The 16,531-nt window shown below is 38.9% G+C and carries 20 protein-coding genes; all 20 read right to left on the reverse strand.

What is annotated here, in order from left to right:
• Positions 1–259 precede the first annotated feature (259 nt).
• A complete protein-coding gene (gene argR / locus MHH51_RS13465; RefSeq protein WP_077601359.1) occupies positions 260–709 on the reverse strand; it encodes a transcriptional regulator ArgR in 450 nt (149 codons plus the stop codon).
• A 40-nt stretch (positions 710–749) separates the two neighbouring features.
• Entirely contained in the window at positions 750–1,556 is an 807-nt protein-coding gene (locus MHH51_RS13470; RefSeq protein WP_156987603.1) for a TlyA family RNA methyltransferase, read from the reverse strand.
• A gap of 106 nt (positions 1,557–1,662) precedes the next feature.
• The gene (locus MHH51_RS13475; RefSeq protein ID WP_156987605.1) at positions 1,663–2,547 is read right to left on the reverse strand and encodes a polyprenyl synthetase family protein; all 885 of its coding nucleotides are present in this window, start codon (positions 2,545–2,547) and stop codon (positions 1,663–1,665) included.
• A 4-nt stretch (positions 2,548–2,551) separates the two neighbouring features.
• Positions 2,552–2,800: an exodeoxyribonuclease VII small subunit gene (locus MHH51_RS13480; protein WP_147210406.1), complete on the reverse strand. Its 249-nt coding sequence runs from the start codon at positions 2,798–2,800 to the stop codon at positions 2,552–2,554.
• Positions 2,772–4,142: an exodeoxyribonuclease VII large subunit gene (xseA, locus tag MHH51_RS13485; RefSeq protein WP_339282311.1), complete on the reverse strand. Its 1,371-nt coding sequence runs from the start codon at positions 4,140–4,142 to the stop codon at positions 2,772–2,774. Before xseA ends, MHH51_RS13480 begins: the two co-directional genes overlap by 29 nt.
• Complete coding sequence (gene folD / locus MHH51_RS13490; RefSeq protein ID WP_339282312.1) at positions 4,139–4,993, reverse strand: bifunctional methylenetetrahydrofolate dehydrogenase/methenyltetrahydrofolate cyclohydrolase FolD; 855 nt, start codon at positions 4,991–4,993, stop codon at positions 4,139–4,141. Before folD ends, xseA begins: the two co-directional genes overlap by 4 nt.
• Positions 4,994–5,005: 12 nt before the next feature.
• Positions 5,006–5,386, reverse strand: a complete 381-nt coding sequence (gene nusB / locus MHH51_RS13495; protein ID WP_147210403.1) for a transcription antitermination factor NusB — start codon at positions 5,384–5,386, stop codon at positions 5,006–5,008.
• A gap of 270 nt (positions 5,387–5,656) precedes the next feature.
• A complete protein-coding gene (locus MHH51_RS13500; protein WP_147210402.1) occupies positions 5,657–6,040 on the reverse strand; it encodes an Asp23/Gls24 family envelope stress response protein in 384 nt (127 codons plus the stop codon).
• 12 nt (positions 6,041–6,052) lie between these two features.
• Positions 6,053–7,426, reverse strand: coding sequence for an acetyl-CoA carboxylase biotin carboxylase subunit (accC, locus tag MHH51_RS13505; protein WP_339282313.1), 1,374 nt, complete (start codon positions 7,424–7,426; stop codon positions 6,053–6,055).
• A gap of 13 nt (positions 7,427–7,439) precedes the next feature.
• Positions 7,440–7,931: an acetyl-CoA carboxylase biotin carboxyl carrier protein gene (accB, locus tag MHH51_RS13510; RefSeq protein WP_339282314.1), complete on the reverse strand. Its 492-nt coding sequence runs from the start codon at positions 7,929–7,931 to the stop codon at positions 7,440–7,442.
• A 997-nt stretch (positions 7,932–8,928) separates the two neighbouring features.
• Entirely contained in the window at positions 8,929–9,483 is a 555-nt protein-coding gene (locus tag MHH51_RS13515) for a SpoIIIAH-like family protein (protein WP_147210398.1), read from the reverse strand.
• 13 nt (positions 9,484–9,496) lie between these two features.
• Entirely contained in the window at positions 9,497–10,135 is a 639-nt protein-coding gene (gene spoIIIAG / locus MHH51_RS13520) for a stage III sporulation protein AG (protein WP_147210397.1), read from the reverse strand.
• The gene (gene spoIIIAF, locus MHH51_RS13525; protein WP_246145123.1) at positions 10,132–10,761 is read right to left on the reverse strand and encodes a stage III sporulation protein AF; all 630 of its coding nucleotides are present in this window, start codon (positions 10,759–10,761) and stop codon (positions 10,132–10,134) included. Before spoIIIAF ends, spoIIIAG begins: the two co-directional genes overlap by 4 nt.
• A 2-nt stretch (positions 10,762–10,763) precedes the next feature.
• Positions 10,764–11,945: a stage III sporulation protein AE gene (gene spoIIIAE / locus MHH51_RS13530; RefSeq protein ID WP_156987649.1), complete on the reverse strand. Its 1,182-nt coding sequence runs from the start codon at positions 11,943–11,945 to the stop codon at positions 10,764–10,766.
• Between the two features lie 79 nt (positions 11,946–12,024).
• On the reverse strand, positions 12,025–12,417 hold the full coding sequence (gene spoIIIAD / locus MHH51_RS13535) for a stage III sporulation protein AD (RefSeq protein WP_147210395.1): 393 nt from the start codon (positions 12,415–12,417) through the stop codon (positions 12,025–12,027).
• A gap of 11 nt (positions 12,418–12,428) precedes the next feature.
• Complete coding sequence (spoIIIAC, locus tag MHH51_RS13540; RefSeq protein ID WP_042534715.1) at positions 12,429–12,629, reverse strand: stage III sporulation protein AC; 201 nt, start codon at positions 12,627–12,629, stop codon at positions 12,429–12,431.
• 548 nt (positions 12,630–13,177) lie between these two features.
• Entirely contained in the window at positions 13,178–13,690 is a 513-nt protein-coding gene (gene spoIIIAB / locus MHH51_RS13545; protein ID WP_147210394.1) for a stage III sporulation protein SpoIIIAB, read from the reverse strand.
• On the reverse strand, positions 13,659–14,615 hold the full coding sequence (gene spoIIIAA, locus MHH51_RS13550; RefSeq protein ID WP_246145121.1) for a stage III sporulation protein AA: 957 nt from the start codon (positions 14,613–14,615) through the stop codon (positions 13,659–13,661). The genes spoIIIAB and spoIIIAA overlap by 32 nt, the downstream gene beginning before the upstream one ends.
• Positions 14,616–14,837: 222 nt before the next feature.
• Positions 14,838–15,395, reverse strand: coding sequence for an elongation factor P (gene efp, locus MHH51_RS13555; protein WP_156987611.1), 558 nt, complete (start codon positions 15,393–15,395; stop codon positions 14,838–14,840).
• 18 nt (positions 15,396–15,413) lie between these two features.
• A complete protein-coding gene (locus MHH51_RS13560) occupies positions 15,414–16,475 on the reverse strand; it encodes a Xaa-Pro peptidase family protein (protein ID WP_147210392.1) in 1,062 nt (353 codons plus the stop codon).
• Between the last annotated feature and the right edge of the window lie 56 nt (positions 16,476–16,531).

Consider the following 16,531-nt stretch of genomic DNA (forward strand, 5'->3'; position numbering starts at 1 on the left):
GTGTGCGTTCAAAAAGTACGATAAAAAGGACCAAGAAGTTCAAGGCGGTGCATCTTTGAGGAACGCAGCGTATGCTTTAAGATACGCGAGTAGCGCTTTTGATGGGACGAGTAATCGCAGTCCCATTCCCACCGGAAAAGTAAGCCAATGTGCTTTCACAGGATGTAATGACTTCTACGTTGCCCACACGACGTGGGCGCTCTTAGTAGAAGCTCCTTTTCCCAATGTGTCATTTTTGTTGGGCTTTTTAAACATCCTCTTAAAGCATCCCGATTAACCGATTTTTAATTTCTTCCGCATGTTCCGGAGTCCGGCAAATAATTAAGCAAGTATCATCCCCGCAAATCGTCCCCATAATCTCTTCCCAATCCAGGTTATCAATTAAAACACCGACTGCATGCGCATTGCCGGGAAGTGTTTTTAGAATAATAAAATGACTTGCATTCTCTATTTTGACAAATGTATCTACAATTAACCGCTGCAGCTTTTGCAGTGGATTAAAACGCTGATCTGCCGGCAGGCTGTACTTATACTGTCCTGTATTTGTCGGAACCTTTACCAATTGCAGCTCTTTAATATCACGTGATATCGTTGCCTGTGTTACGTTATAGCCGAGATTTTTCAAAGCATCAACAAGCTCATCCTGTGTTTCAATAATATTTTCAGTAATCAATTCACGAATTTTAATGTGACGTTGTATTTTACTCAAGTATAAATCCCTCCTTTTAGTAAAGCTTACCTAAGATTTATTAAACCAGTGCCTGTTGTGCATCTTTAACAACTTGTTCTAAATTAATGTCTTTTGGCATTTCTTTATTCATCCATCTAAAATGTGCTAAAAATTCAATATTCCCCTCAGTCCCTTTAATAGGTGAATAAGTCAAATCCACTAAAGTAAATGAAACATCAGCCGCATAATTTACTGTTTTTTCTAGAACCTCCAAATGAATAGAAGGATCCCTGACAATTCCTTTCGCACCAACCTGGTCTTTAAAAGCTTCAAATTGGGGTTTTATCAAGGCAATAATGTCATTTTTTTCATTTAGCAATGTGGCCAGGACCGGGAAAATATGCTTTAAAGAAATAAAAGATACATCAATAGAAGCTACCTCAGGAAAACCGGATGTTAACATATCTGGTGTAACATGCCTGAAATTTGTTCGTTCCATCTCGATAACACGAGGGTCATTGCGAAGCTTCCAGTCTAATTGATTATAACCGACATCAATGGCATAACATTTTTTTGCACCATTTTTCAATGCACAATCCGTAAAACCGCCTGTTGAGGAGCCAATATCCATAAATATTTTATCTGAAACATCCACAGAAAATGATTGAAGAGCTTTTTCAAGTTTATATCCGCCACGGCCAACATACTTTAAACGCTTGTCCTTAATCCGCAATGGCGTCTCAACTGGAAGCAGGCTGCCAGGCTTATCAATACGTTCCTCTCCAGAATAGACCAGTCCTGCCATAACAGCACGTTTTGCTTTCTCAATATCTTCTGCAAGTTCCCTTTCAACCAATAGCTCATCAATTCTTTTCTTTTTCTTCATAGACCTTTTCCTTTTCGTTTTTTTATCCATGTTCAAAGGTTCCACTGAAGCAGAAAGTCCTTTTCCAGGTGTATCATTTTTATTGGGATTTTTCGAATTTTCTATTTTAATGATCTCTTTGACTAAAGTAATCCGTTAATGCTTTTAAAAGTGAATCTTCTGCATCAGCTAACTTTAAGCTTTCATAAGCTTTTTGAACATATTTTTCTTTTTGTTCTATAGCGCCACCCAGCCCTAATAATTTAGGATACGTGCTTTTTTCATTTAATTCATCACTGCCTACCGGCTTACCCAGTTTTTCTTCCTCGCCGGAAACATCAAGAATATCATCCTGAACCTGAAAAATCAGTCCCAGATAATACGCATATTGCTTCAAATAATGTAGCTGTTCATCAGTAGCATTTGCTAAGTATGCTCCTGCAAAAATAGCAAAACGAATGAGTTCGCCCGTTTTTAAAGCATGGATTTCTTCCATTGCTTCTAAAGAAACAGATTGCTTCTCCGCCTCCATATCAAGAATTTGTCCGCCAACCATACCTTTAGGTCCGCTGCAGACAGCTAATTCTTTGGCCAGGACAATTTTCTCTTCTGAAGTAAGTAATGGATCATCTAAAATCAGCTCAAAGCTGTAGGTTAACAACGCGTCGCCGGCGAGAATAGCTGTGGCTTCATCAAACTTTTTATGATTCGTTAACATACCGCGCCGGTAATCATCATTATCCATTGCCGGCAGGTCATCATGAATAAGTGAATAGGTATGTATCATCTCCAGGGCAATAGCTGATGACATTACTTTTTGAACATCCTGGCCGTATACCTCATAACTTGCCAATAATAAAATTGGACGTAATCTTTTCCCACCGGCATCTAAGGAATAAAGCATGGACTGTTTTAAATTAGCAGGTATCTCAAGCTTATCAAAGCAGCTTGTATATGCTTTTTGAAGTTCTTCGCGGTAATATTCCAGATAAGCTTGCAATCGTTTATGCATAATCTTATTTTTCCTCCTCTACATCAAACGGTTCCAGTTCTCCTTGTTCGTTTAAAATATGAACCATTTTTTCCTGTACATTTGTTAATTTCTCATTACACAGCTTAGAAAGCTTCATTCCGTCATGATAATATTCGATTGCCTTTTCAAGGGGAACATCACCTTCTTCCAGCATGGTTACAATGTTTTCCAGTTTCTCCATAGCCTGCTCAAAGGTTAATTCATCATATTTCTTTTCTTCCGCCACTGTCATCGGCCTCCTTTATCTTTTGTACTTCCGCTTGAACATATCCATCTTTCAGCCTTACATCAATTTGGGCGCCCTGATTCACTTCCTTGATGGATTTGATTACATTACCTTCCTGGTTATAACTGATCCCGTAGCCTCGTGCCATAATTGCAAGCGGGTTTACCAGTGCTAATTTATTTATTGCAGTCTGCAGCTCACGTTCTGAGCTTGTAAACAGCTGTTTCATGGATCTGTTCAGCTGTGCTGTTAATTTATTATTATTATCAGCTGCGATTTTTATTTCTTGCTCCGGATGCTGCATACCCAATCTTTTTTTCAAGTGTGTGTAACGGAGCTGTTTCTCTTCCACCCGGTTTTCAAATGACCTGTTAAGCGTATCCAGCATACTATCAAGCTCTTGTTCCTTCTGTGCAATCAGCTGTTTAGGATATTTAAATGCATAGGTTTGGCTTAAACGTTCTAAACGCTTTGAATACATTTGTATATCTGTTCGCATTACCTGAGTCAGACGCTGTACAAAATACGATACTTTATCAAGCTGTTCTGTTTGCGATGGAACAGCCAATTCAGCTGCTCCTGTTGGTGTAGGAGCTCGTAAATCGGCTACAAAATCTGCAATTGTTGTATCCGTTTCATGCCCTACAGCAGATATAACCGGGATGCTCGAATCGTAAATCGCTCTTGCAACTGCTTCTTCATTAAAACTCCATAATTCTTCAATAGATCCACCGCCGCGGCCGACAATCAAGACATCATACTCATCTGGAAATGCGTTTGCATACTGAATAGCTCTTACAATTGAACTGACAGCCTGCGGCCCTTGTACAGATACAGGCAGAACTGTAATCTTCACGGAGGGTGATCTTCTTTCAATCGTTGTCACAATATCACGAACAGCCGCTCCTGTCGGCGAGGTAATAACACCGACATGATTCGGATAGGCAGGAATCTTCTTTTTCTGATCATCAAGAAATAAGCCTTCTATTTGCAATTTTTCTTTCAATTGCTCAAAAGCCTGGTATAGAGCACCGATGCCGTCTGGTTCCATTTCACGGATATAGAGCTGATATTGACCGCTTGCCTCATATACGCTTACCTCTCCACGAATAAGCACACTCATGCCATTTTCTGGACGAAATAATAGCTTGCTGTTATTTGAAGAAAACATAACTGCCTGAATACGGGCATTATCATCTTTAATGGTCATATACATATGCCCGCGGCTATGGTGTTTAAAGTTTGATATTTCCCCACGCAGCCATACCTGACGTAAATGTGGATCCGTATCTATTTTACGTTTCACATATCTGGTCAGGGCAGTAACCGTTAAATAGTTGTCTTTCACTTTTCAGACAATCCTTTTGCTGCTTTAATAGTATTTTTTAAAAGCATCGTAATGGTCATCGGACCGACACCGCGGGGAACAGGAGTAATATATGCTGCTTTTTCCTTGGCGCTTTCAAATTCTACATCGCCTGTCAGTTTTCCATTATCCATGCGGTTAATTCCAACATCAATAACAACTGCCCCTTCTTTCACATAACTTCCATCAACAGCATGCTCTCTGCCCATTGCAACGACCAGAATGTCTGCTTCAGACGCAATTTCACGGAGGTTCTTCGTACGGGAGTGGCAATATGTAACTGTAGCATTTCTCTCTAACAACAATAATCCCATCGGCTTCCCGACAATATTACTGCGTCCAATAATTACTGCACGCCTTCCTTCTATTTCAATATTTTTAGATTCAAGCATCGTCAGAATTCCAAAAGGTGTGCAGGGTAAAAAGGTTTCTTCTCCATTTACAAGCTTTCCAATATTAATCGGGTGAAAACCGTCCACATCTTTTAAAGGCGAGATAGCATGAATAACCTTTTGTTCATCAATATGGTCAGGCAATGGTAACTGGACAAGAATTCCGTGAACTTCTTTATCATTATTCTGTTTTTCAATAACCTGTAACAGCTCCTGCTCTGATACTGATCCTGGAAGCTCAATCAAGCTGGACGATATCCCCGTCACTTCACAGGCTTTTTCTTTCCCTTTTACGTAAGACTTTGACGCAGGGTTATCTCCTACTAAAATAACAGTCAAATGAGGATGGATACTCTCTTGCTTCAAAGCTTCTACTTCTTGTTTCATCTCTTCTTTCAGCTGGTCGGATAGCTCTTTTCCATTTAATATTTCTGCAGTCATATTTGCTCCCCCTTAAGAAATAACCTTTGATAATACTCCATTGATAAATTTACCGGATTGTTCATCTCCAAATGTATGTGCCAGCTCAATTGCTTCATTAATCGATACATTAGGCGGAATATCCTCCATGTATAATAATTCATAAACTGCCAGCCTTAAAATAGTACGCTCTACTGCTGCTATACGTTCGAGCGACCAATTTTCCAGGTTTCCTGCTATTTTTGAATCAATCGTTTCTTTATAAGTAATTACTCCTTCAATCAGCATAGTCAGGAATACATCTTTCCGTTCTTCTTCCTTCAGTGCTTCCATTGCCAAGCTTATTTCATCTTGATTCATATCTAATTGAAAAAGCGTCTGAAATGCCTTTTCTCTAGCTTTATGTCGGTTCATCACGCAGCTCCTCTACATTCTTTCATTTACTGTTAAAATCATAACACGTTTCCCTTATTTTTGGCTAGGATACAGTATACCCGCTTTTTTTGATAATAATTTAAATCTGATCAGAAAATAAAAAAAACGTGTATACTTCCCCAACAAAAAGGAAACACAGAATATTAACCTGTGTTCCCCTTTGTTGACCAAATGTATATTTATACATCTTCTTTATTTCATACTTAGAATCGTATGATGAGGCAAGAGTCTAAGGATAATTGTTTTAAACTATACAATCTCCTGATTTTCCATTTGAATACCTGCTACATGAACATTTACTTCTTCAACCTGGATAGATGTCATGGTATAGACATTTTGCTTAATATTAGTCTGCAGCTTTGTTGCTACTTCCGGAATCGATTTTCCAAACTTAAGGATTACATAAATATCAATAATAGCTCCATTATCTGTTAGCTCAACACGTACACCTTTGCCATGTGACTTCTTCCCAAATTTTTCAGCAACACCCGTTGCAAAGTTACCATGCATCGATTTTACGCCATCTACTTCCGTTGCAGCTATTCCTGCAATAACTTCAAGCACTTGCGGTACAATTTGTACGCTGCCTAAGCTGTCATCCTCAAGAATATCTAATAATAATTGATCGCTCATTGCCTTCACTCCTTATTTGCTATCCTCATCTTCCCTTTCCTGGATGATCGGATATTCAGTTAAGAAATTCGTATTGAAGTCTCCCTCTTTAAACACAGGGTGGCTCATAATTTGATATTGGAACGGAATTGTCGTGTGTACTCCCTCAACAACAAATTCTTCTAACGCACGCTTCATACGTTCTACAGCTTCTGCTCTGGTAGGAGCATAAACGATAAGCTTAGCAATCATGGAGTCATAGTATGGCGGAATTCTATAACCGCTATATGCGCCGGAATCAACCCGAACTCCCAGTCCGCCCGGCGGGAGATACATTTCGATTTCTCCTGCAGAGGGCATGAAATTCTTATAAGGATCTTCTGCATTGATACGGCATTCAATAGAGTGCCCTTCAAGAGTAACCTCTTCCTGGGTAAATGCCAGCTCCTGACCCTCTGCAATACGAATTTGTTCTTTAATTAAATCCACTCCAGTAACCATTTCCGTTACAGGGTGCTCTACCTGAATACGAGTATTCATTTCCATAAAGTAAAATTCTTCTGATTGTCTGTCAAAAATATACTCAATAGTTCCGGCCCCGACGTAATCCACAGCCTGGGCCGCTTTTACAGAAGCCTCTCCCATAAGGCTGCGAAGTGTTTCATTAATTGCAGGTGACGGAGATTCTTCCACAAGCTTTTGCAGGCGGCGCTGAATAGAACAATCTCTTTCTCCGAGATGTACGATGTTCCCATGTGTATCAGCCAATACCTGAATTTCCACATGTCTGAAATCTTCTATATATTTTTCAATATAGACACCTGGATTACCAAAGGCTGTTTCAGCTTCTTTTTGTGTCAGCTCCATTCCCTTTATTAATTCTTCCTCTGAACGGGCTACACGAATTCCTTTACCGCCACCGCCGGCAGTTGCTTTAATAATAACAGGATAACCTATTTCATCGGCAATTTGTTTTGCATGGTCAATGCCGTCTACAATTCCCTCTGATCCAGGAACAACAGGAACATCAGCAGATTTCATCGTTTCTTTGGCAACATCCTTGATACCCATTTTTTGAATAGCTTCAGGTGTAGGACCGACAAACGTAACATTGCATTCTCTGCAAATCTCTGCAAAGTCAGCATTTTCTGCCAGGAATCCATATCCCGGATGTATTGCATCCGCCTCCGTTGACAATGCAACACTCATAATATTAGTTATGTTTAAATAGCTGTCCTTACTTAACTTCGGGCCGACACAATATGCTTCATCCGCTAACTCAACATGTAACGATTCCTGGTCTGCTTCAGAATAGATTGCAACCGTCTCAATGCCCATCTCCTTACAGGCGCGGATAATTCGGACAGCTATTTCTCCACGATTGGCAACTAATAGCTTTTTAATCAATTATTCCATCCCCTTACTTCTTCTTTACTCTAAATAACGGCTGGCCATATTCTACAAGCTCACCATTTTCAACTAAAACTTCAACGATTTCTCCATTAGTTTCAGCTTCAATTTCATTAAATAATTTCATCGCTTCCACAATACATACAACCGTGTTTGTATTCACCGCGCTGCCTTTTGTCACAAAAGGATCGCTGTCCGGCGAAGAAGAAGCATAAAATGTCCCAACCATCGGGGAAACAATTTCATAATCATAATCAGCCGAAGCCTGAGGTGTTTCTTCTGCTTTCGTTTCTGTTTGAGCACTTGCTTCAGGCTGCGGTTTTTGAACCAACGGAGCTTGAGGTTCAGCTGTAATTTGAGGCTGTGTTTGAACGGTAGTAGTTACAGAACCTGTATTTTTTTTCATAGCTATTACTGCACCGTTTGCCTCATAGGAAAATTCTGTTAACGATGATTTATCGACCATTTCAATAATTTCTCTAATCTCATCTACTTGTAACATATTGGCACTCCTCGCTTCGATTAAAATCTTTTTTTAGTATTTCATATTGGCTGTTTCATTACCTTCTAATATATTACGATAAAATGAATAAAAACTTCAAGTCTACCGCAAATACTATCTTGTTATTATAACAGTTATAGCCCGATAATGTTGGTTTTAACTATATTTTTAAAACTCAACTTTCGCACCTAAAAAAATAACTTGCTTATCATAGAGACAGGTGTTGATCATTCCTTCCATCTATCTCTTGACATAGCATAAACTCTATCTAGAAAGAAGGTAACATGTAAGGCTACCGCTGCGGCGGACCGTTTTGCTTTCCTAGGGGCACGCTCTTCAGCTAACTTTTGCCAAGAAGAGCACTTGGCAAAAGTGGATCTTCAGATGGTGCTAATCCCTCAGGAGTCAAAACGGTCCGCCTCCGCTGGAAGGGGGCTCTATACTGTTTAGTACAACTGAGTCAATAGAAATTAGACCAGTTAAAAACATATTTTTCGGGGCATAAATAAAAATGTCCGGTCACGATTACTTTCTATTCATGAAAGCTATTCCCGATATTTACTATCCATGCCGTATTATTATTTAAATTGCAAATCAACCATTTAAAACACTAAAATAATCTTTTCAACAAGCAAAAAGCAATTATTTCATCCAACCCCATCCAGGATATGATTTCTTTCATGCGCTGTAGTAACCTAACTGAGCGCAGACCAACCACGTAGACTCCTATGGGAACAGGGCGAGCTGAAGATCCACTTGAAAAGCGGTTTTCTTTTCAAGTTAGCTGAAGCCGTCCCCATGGAAAGCGTAGTGGTTGGTCGGAGCGGAGCTATACACAATCTCCATTTCAATAGAAGGATGATTTAACAAAATGCAAGCAGGATAATAAAGAACATGTTCATCCTGGAATAGGAAGGTATAGATGCTTATTCTCAGGTACGAAAGTTGAGTTAAAAATAAGAAAAACCAGCAGTTCAGGGGCTGCTGGCTTCAGATTTTATTTACCTGTCGGCTGGAAATTAACTTCTGTTACAATATCTCTTCCAAATTCATCACGAACCATCTGCATAATATTTGCTGCTTCTGTATTAGATAATTCTTCTGTTTTCACATGTACATGTACTTTCTCACCATCGGAGCGGACAAGAATATCTTCATATTCTGTAGCAGCCAGAAGTTGTTGCTGAATAAGGTTTTCTTTAACCGATAATTCCTCTAAACTGTCAATTTCCTGCAGTGCTTCATCCTTTTCAGTTGGTGATGCATTTGCTGAAGCCACTACATCTGTTAACTGACTTTTTTTCCTGCTGCGTTCATCCTGGATTTCCATTCGGATGGTTGTAAATAATTCATCACTATCTACATTTTCTATATTCTCCACTTCGATGTCTTCTTCAGATTGCGTTGCCGGTACCGCATCTTCTGTGGCTGTTTCTTGTCCATCATTTACAAAAGCTAAATCATTCCCATTTGACGAAAAAATATAATACACACTTAAAACAACCATCAAGCTTAACATTGTCAGTAACCATACTGTTTGTTTTTTTAACATACATTCTACCTCCTTAATTTTTAGCCATTACTGAAATTTTATGTGAAGGGACATCTAACACTCTTGATACTGCTTCAATTACTTGACTTTTAATAGATTGACTTTCCATCCCTTGTCCAATAATAAATACGCCCCGCACTTCTGGCTGTTTTGTTTGTACAAGTAAAGGGGTTTCCTGATCTCCCTGCCGGTAGAGCACCACCTGATGATCATCTGTCTGATCCTGCACTACTCTGGAACCTCCATTGCGATCCGTTTCATCTGTTGTCTGCTGACCCGTTGTCCGATTTTTTTCATAAACCTGCTCACTGGTTGCCTCTAAATTAATCATTACTTCCGTTTCTGAAATACCATCCATTTGATTCAGCATACTGGCCAGCTGCTCACCCAGCTCATTTTCCAATTCTTTTACTTCTCCATTCATCGACTGAGTTGCTGCTTCTTCAGAAATCTCTATCTGCGTATCATCATAAGGAACCGGCTGCGCCTCTTGTTCTGGCTTCAGCAGGTTACTGATAACCATAATCAGAATTCCCACTAAACCTAAGATGACAATAAACCCGATTTTTTTAGAGGGCTGTTTTTGTTCTTTCCCGGAAACTTCCTCATTACTATTGGCCTGTTTTAAAAAAGAAGTTAGTTTATTTTTCAAAATCCCTCTCCTTCCCAATAGACCGTTATTTCTTTATCTTCAATCTCCCAAAGCTCTCTTAAACTGTTCTCAATCTCCTGAAACGATTCTTCTGCATGCTCTTCCTCCTCGTGGTCCCATTCAATAACAACATCCTCAACCGTATTCATCGCTCCTTCCCCTGGTTCTGATTCTGTTATATAGACAATGACCTCTGTCAGATCCTCATAAGTTAAGGAATCCGTTACAGCAAATTGGAAATCAATAGATGTAATCTCTACGGCAAATTCCTCTTTTAACGATTCCTCTGCTATTTTTTCCAATTCAATAGCCATTTGTTTTAAAATATATGCATCTTGTCCATTTTCTATTTCATTTTTTTCAAAATCTATTTGATTTTCTATCGATGACTGATTATTAAACTGACTCTCAATTCGGTTCATAGAGCTTGATATGGCCGCATTTATGTCCGTATTAAATAAATAAAAAACAGGCTGAAGAAGAATCAAAATTAATATTAAACTAATAGCCAGCCGGACATATTTTTGCAAATGGTTGGCAGGGATAAGCAAATCAATCACAGAAGCCAGAATAATAAATAAAATAATTTGTGTTACCCAATCTGTAAATATTCCGATTCTTATCACCCCTATCGTAGTAAAACGGTTAAATTACTTGCTGCCACAATAATGACAATACCCAGCAGGAACATAAGTGATACAGCCAATAAACAGGCTAAGATAAACAAAATATACGTGCTTACAGTATTCAGGCATTGGACAATAGGTCCGCCGCCGAGGGGCTGCAAAATAGCAGCTGCCAGTTTATAAATAATTGCGATTACTCCCACCTTCAAAGCTGGAAAAGCCACAATAAATAAAATAATAAAAAGACCGATCATGCCGACAGCATTTTTTAAAATAAGTGAAGCGCTGAGGATAGTATCAGCTGCATCTGTAAAGGTTCGTCCTAACACAGGTATAAAATTTCCTGTTACAAATTTTGCTGTCTTTATTGCTACCCCGTCCTGAATTGCTGTTGCAGTACCTTGGACAGAAATAACGCCCAGGAAGATCGTTAAAAAAATCCCCAGACTGCCAACCGCAACATTTCTAAAAAGATTTGCCAAATGAGTAACTTTATAGTGGCTATTTAAACTGCTTATAATAACCAGCATCGCTGAAAGAAACAATAAAGGTAAAATAAAGGTTGAGATAAATACACCGCTAAAGTGAATAAAAAAAATAATAACCGGATGAAAAAAAGAGACAGAAATCACGCTTCCAAAGCTCGCCATCATCCCCAGCACCAGAGGGAGGAGCGCAATCATAAAGCTTTGCATGGTATCAATAGCTTCTTTGGTATAGGAGGTTGCCAAATAAAAACTGTTCAATACAATAAATAACAGGACTAAAAATACAACAAAATAGGCAACCTTGCTGACAGTTGTCTGTTCAAATGCTGACTGAATAGATTGCAGTACAACCGCAAATAATGTCAGCATTAAAAGAGTGCCAAGGAGTTTTCCGTTAATAATCAGTTCATGCAGGAGATAACGTAAAAAATATAACAGGATGTCCTGTATTGATATGCTATCTCCATTTTTTATCCATTCATAGATGCTGATTTTTTGTAAATCAGGCAAGTTATCACCGTATTCCGTTATCAGCTCATCCCAATAGGATTGAATTTCATCTAATGAAATCTCATCTAATAATGTATTTTGAAGCGTTTCCTCTTCTTCTGCGGTAATGGGATCTTCAACCGGGTTATCCTCTGCTGCAGCAACAATTGGAATGCCTTGAACAGCTATAAAAACAATGAATAACATACATAGCTTCTGGAGTAATTTGGCAGGTCTTATACACAAAATGGATACTCCCTTTCCTGGCCTCGTTTTCTTTCGCCGGTCAAACATTAGGGATGAAACCGATAATCGCTTCAATGACAGCAGTAATAATCGGGACAGCAAGTAATAAAATAAATATTTTCCCTGCTAATTCAATATACTTTGATACAGAATTCAGACCGGCGTCCTTCGTCAAATGTGCTCCGATTTCTGCAATATAGGATATACCGATGATTTTTAAAATAGTTGTTAAATAAAGTCCCTGAACGTTTGCCTGATCTCCCAGCTTCCGAATTGTTTCAAATATTAACTGAATTTGCTGGATTATGGAGAAAAAAATAACAATACCCGTAATAAGAATAATTAAAAAAGCAATGGAACCATGTACTTCTTTTAGAAGGATATATAGTAAACTTGCTAAAACGCCTAGAATTGTAATTTGGAGAATATCCATGTCCAATCTCCTTAAAATAGAAATACAGACCTGATCTGCTGAAATAAATCTGACAGCCCGTTAACTACAATGAGCAGAACGAGTATAAAACCAATTAGCGTGGCAAACTGTGCAATTTCTTCTTTCCCCATTTGTTTTAAAATCGTATGGATAAGCGCAACAATAATGCCTATACCAGCAATCTGAAATAGAATTAATGCATCTACAAACATGTCCTTGCCCCTTCCTTCATGCCACAAATTTTCTTTAAAGTACGTGTTCAAAAAGCCCGGTAAATAGAACTTTTTGAAAAAATAAGAAAGTATATAAAAATGCTGAAGAATAGCCGTTCCAACGGTTTTCATGGGACGAGTAATCTTAGCCCCCCCAGAAATACACTACGCTTTCCGTGGGCCCCGAGCTCATCTCCTTGATAAAGAAGACTTAGTGGTTGGCAAGCCGACAGGCGCAGACATAGCTAAAGCTGCACTTATGCCCTTGGGTGAAAAAAGAAGTGCACTTTTTTCACCCAAGGGGGCATACACGATGTATGTCAGTTCGGTGCCTGAGACAGGACGTCGCGAACTTAACTGAACTTACTCTGCGTATTCCCCCACGAGTCTCCGTGTATTTCTTCTTCGGTGGGACTACGATTACTCGTCCCAACGAAGAGCTTTTGCGATTACTCGCCCCATCAAAAACCGTCGTAGCGGGCACCTCCTCGGCAAGAACACCAGTATTTTATAGTCCAAGTGATTTTCTTGTTTTTCTTAACATCTTCTTAAATAAACAAAAGTGCCAGAAAGATACCACATAAAAGGCCTAATACATTTGACAGCCTTCCATAGGTATTAAAACGTTCTGTGGCATTTTTCCATTGCTCTTCCAAATAGAGATTCGTTAATTTTAAATGCTTTTGCTGCTGCTCAATATCATGCTGGCCAAGTGTTCTGCCAAATTGAATCAATATCTCCATCTCACTTTTTTGCAGCGAGGATTGTCCGATTAATTTTTGGATACATTCTTCCCATATCTCATCGAAATCCTTTTCTTTATTTTTCAATGCGTCAGCCAGCTCTTGATAAAACATAGCTATTGGATTTGGTAATTTCTTCGCAATAATTTGAAATGCTTCCTGTAATGGAACCTGGCTGTATACCATTTCTGCCTCTAATATCTGAAGCGACTGTAAAAATAATTGAATATGCTTTGGACGCTGTTTTAACGCTCTTCCCCATTCCCATCCAAGAGCCGTAGACATACTAATTAAAAGTAGTACGCCAATCCATTTCAATTTCACCACCTCTTTGCCTGGTGCTGATCTGCTTACCATCTCTGTCAAAAGCATGAATAAGCCTACCAATCCTTTTTCCTTGTCCCAGAAGTAAAAATCGTTCAAAAATAGATTCCTGTAATATTTTTTTCATGGTTGGACGGCGGAATAAGTCAGCTATATCATTCGCATGTATCGTACAAATAACCTTCACTCCTGCCTGTGATGCCTCTATAATCGCTTCAACATCCTTTTCCGCACCTATTTCATCAACTACAAGAATATCGGGGGATAAGGTGCGAATAGCCATCATCATTCCTTCTGCTTTCGGACAAGCATCTAAAACATCTGTACGCATTCCTATATCATGTTGTGGAACCCCGCGGATAGATGCTGCTATTTCCGAACGTTCATCAATAATCGTTACTTTTTTTGAGCGGTTCGAATGAGAACCGCTGGCTATCTGCCTGCAGATATCTCGTATTATCGTTGTTTTTCCAGACTGCGGTGCACCGAGAATCATTGTATGATGATAAGCGCCGTCATAAATATAAGGCATCAGAGCATCTGCACATCCTTTTTTTTGCTTGGCAATACGGATATTAAAAAAAGATACCGGTTGAATCGCTTTTACTTTTTGATCCGAAGTTATAATTCCTCCTGCAATACCAACACGATGCCCGCCCTCTATCGTAATGAAGCCATTACGCAGCTCTTCCTCCATCCGATATAATGAATATTCACTCAGCTGATTTAAAATATATACAGCCTCTTTCTTTGTAGGTAATGGCTTGTCCAGCCAGCGAACAGACGAATCAAAAATAAACTCTATTTTTTGATGAACACGCACCCGGATTTCTTGGAGCTGTAGCCATTGATCACCTGCTAAGTCTTCTATCGCTGTTTGCAAATTTGGTGGAAAAAGCCGCAAAATCTCATGCATCATAAAACCCCGCTTTTTTGAAAAATACATAATCAGCTTGTTTTACTTAGAGATATATGATTTTAAAATGAAATTATGCCCCCCGGGGCTGGAACCAAATGATGCTCTTTGTAAAGAAAGCTTTATGTTACGGAGAAATGTTGAAGGAGAATACAACTGCTATTTTTTTTCGCAAAAAAATAGCAGCTTGCTTTATATAAGCAAACTGCTTGTACTATTTAAAATTTATGCTCTGGAAACATATTTTCCATCTGCTGTATTAATAACGAGAACGTCACCTTCATTAATAAAGAACGGGACTTGTACAGTATGTCCAGTTTCTAATGTAGCCGGTTTTGAACCGCCGCTTGCTGTATCACCTTTAATCCCCGGCTCTGTTTCTGTTACTTGAAGCTCAACGTTGTTTGGAAGATCAACACCGATAATTTCGCCTTGGTAGGTCACAACAGAAACTTCCATATTCTCTTTAATAAATTTCAATTGATCTTTAATTTGACTCTCAGGAATTTCAATTTGTTCATAAGTAGCTGTATCCATAAATGCATGAGAATCACCGGAAGCATATAAATACTGCATTTTGTTATTCTCAATATGTGCTTTGCCTACTTTTTCACCGCCACGGAATGTTTTTTCCTGAATATTTCCATTACGCAGATTACGAAGCTTAGAACGGACAAAAGCCGCACCTTTACCAGGCTTTACATGCTGGAATTCAAGAACCTGCCAAATATCATTGTCCACTTCAATTGTTAAGCCTGTTTTAAAATCATTTACTGAAATCATGTTTCTTCCTCCTATACCTTATAGCTGTATAAATTCTTTGGGAGCAAACGTCAGCCGCTCATTACCACTATCTGTAATAACAATATCATCCTCGATACGACAGCCGCCTAATCCCGGAACGTAAATTCCCGGTTCTACCGTAACTACCATACCCGTTTTTAAAACTGCTTCAGACCGGGATGATAATCCAGGGCCCTCATGTACTTCCATTCCTAAAGCGTGACCTGTTGAATGACCGAAACGTTCGCCAAATCCTTTTTCCGTAATATAATCCCGGGTTAAAGCATCTGCCTCTTTCCCGGTCATACCTGGTTTAGTTCCTTTTACTCCACGAAGGTTCGCCTCTAATACTATATCATAAATTTCGCGTAACTCTACAGAAATTTCTCCTACAGCTACCGTTCTTGTAATATCAGAGCAATACCCATCATATAATGCACCATAATCCAGTGTCACAAGCTCACCTTCCTGGATTTTTTTTGTTGATGCAACACCATGCGGCAGAGCAGAACGCAAGCCTGAAGCAACAATTGTATCGAAGCTTGAGGAGGTCGCTCCCTGTCTGCGCATAAAAAATTCCAGTTCATTCGAAATTTCAATTTCCGGCACACCAGGCTGGATAAATGATTGAATATGCGCAAATGCATCATCTGCAATTTTTGCAGCTTTTTTCATAACCGCTAATTCATCATCTGTTTTAATCATACGCAATGCTTCAATAATTCCTTCTACGGGAACTAATTCTTGAGAAAATTGATGTTGATATGTTTCAAATTGACTATAAGTCGTATAATTTTTCTCAAAAGCCAATTTCTTTACGCCCAGCTTGTCTATTTGATTCGCGATTTCTTGATTCATACCATGTTTATGTTCCACAATTTCAAATGCTTCTGCCTGTTCAGCAGCTTGCTCTGTATAACGAAAATCCGTAATAAATATTGCTTTATCTGCTGTAACCAATGCCGTTCCGGCTGTTCCAGTAAAATTAGTAATGTAACGTCTGTTATAAGGACTGTCAACAATTATTGCATCAACTTTATTCTCTTCTAATTTTTCACGTAAGCGATCAATTTTCGTCAAAAAACTTCATCCTCTCCAAAATCTCAAGTTTCATAAGTAATTTTATCATATATATA

The organism is Oceanobacillus sp. FSL K6-3682 (assembly GCF_037976165.1).
Lineage (GTDB): Bacteria > Bacillota > Bacilli > Bacillales > Amphibacillaceae > Oceanobacillus > Oceanobacillus sojae.

Excerpts from the sequence above, each read along its gene's own strand:
- spoIIIAD (WP_147210395.1), bottom strand. The coding sequence starts at position 12,417 with ATGGATATTCTCCAAATTACAATTCTAGGCGTTTTAGCAAGTTTACTA.
- spoIIIAC (WP_042534715.1), bottom strand. The coding sequence starts at position 12,629 with ATGTTTGTAGATGCATTAATTCTATTTCAGATTGCTGGTATAGGCATT.
- MHH51_RS13480 (WP_147210406.1), bottom strand. The coding sequence starts at position 2,800 with ATGACAGTGGCGGAAGAAAAGAAATATGATGAATTAACCTTTGAGCAG.
- MHH51_RS13515 (WP_147210398.1), bottom strand. The coding sequence starts at position 9,483 with ATGTTAAAAAAACAAACAGTATGGTTACTGACAATGTTAAGCTTGATG.
- nusB (WP_147210403.1), bottom strand. The coding sequence starts at position 5,386 with ATGAACCGACATAAAGCTAGAGAAAAGGCATTTCAGACGCTTTTTCAA.
- MHH51_RS13500 (WP_147210402.1), bottom strand. The coding sequence starts at position 6,040 with ATGAGCGATCAATTATTATTAGATATTCTTGAGGATGACAGCTTAGGC.
- efp (WP_156987611.1), bottom strand. The coding sequence starts at position 15,395 with ATGATTTCAGTAAATGATTTTAAAACAGGCTTAACAATTGAAGTGGAC.
- spoIIIAA (WP_246145121.1), bottom strand. The coding sequence starts at position 14,615 with ATGATGCATGAGATTTTGCGGCTTTTTCCACCAAATTTGCAAACAGCG.
- folD (WP_339282312.1), bottom strand. The coding sequence starts at position 4,993 with ATGACTGCAGAAATATTAAATGGAAAAGAGCTATCCGACCAGCTGAAA.
- accB (WP_339282314.1), bottom strand. The coding sequence starts at position 7,931 with ATGTTACAAGTAGATGAGATTAGAGAAATTATTGAAATGGTCGATAAA.
- MHH51_RS13470 (WP_156987603.1), bottom strand. The coding sequence starts at position 1,556 with ATGAAGAAAAAGAAAAGAATTGATGAGCTATTGGTTGAAAGGGAACTT.
- spoIIIAE (WP_156987649.1), bottom strand. The coding sequence starts at position 11,945 with ATGTTATTCATTGTTTTTATAGCTGTTCAAGGCATTCCAATTGTTGCT.
- MHH51_RS13475 (WP_156987605.1), bottom strand. The coding sequence starts at position 2,547 with ATGCATAAACGATTGCAAGCTTATCTGGAATATTACCGCGAAGAACTT.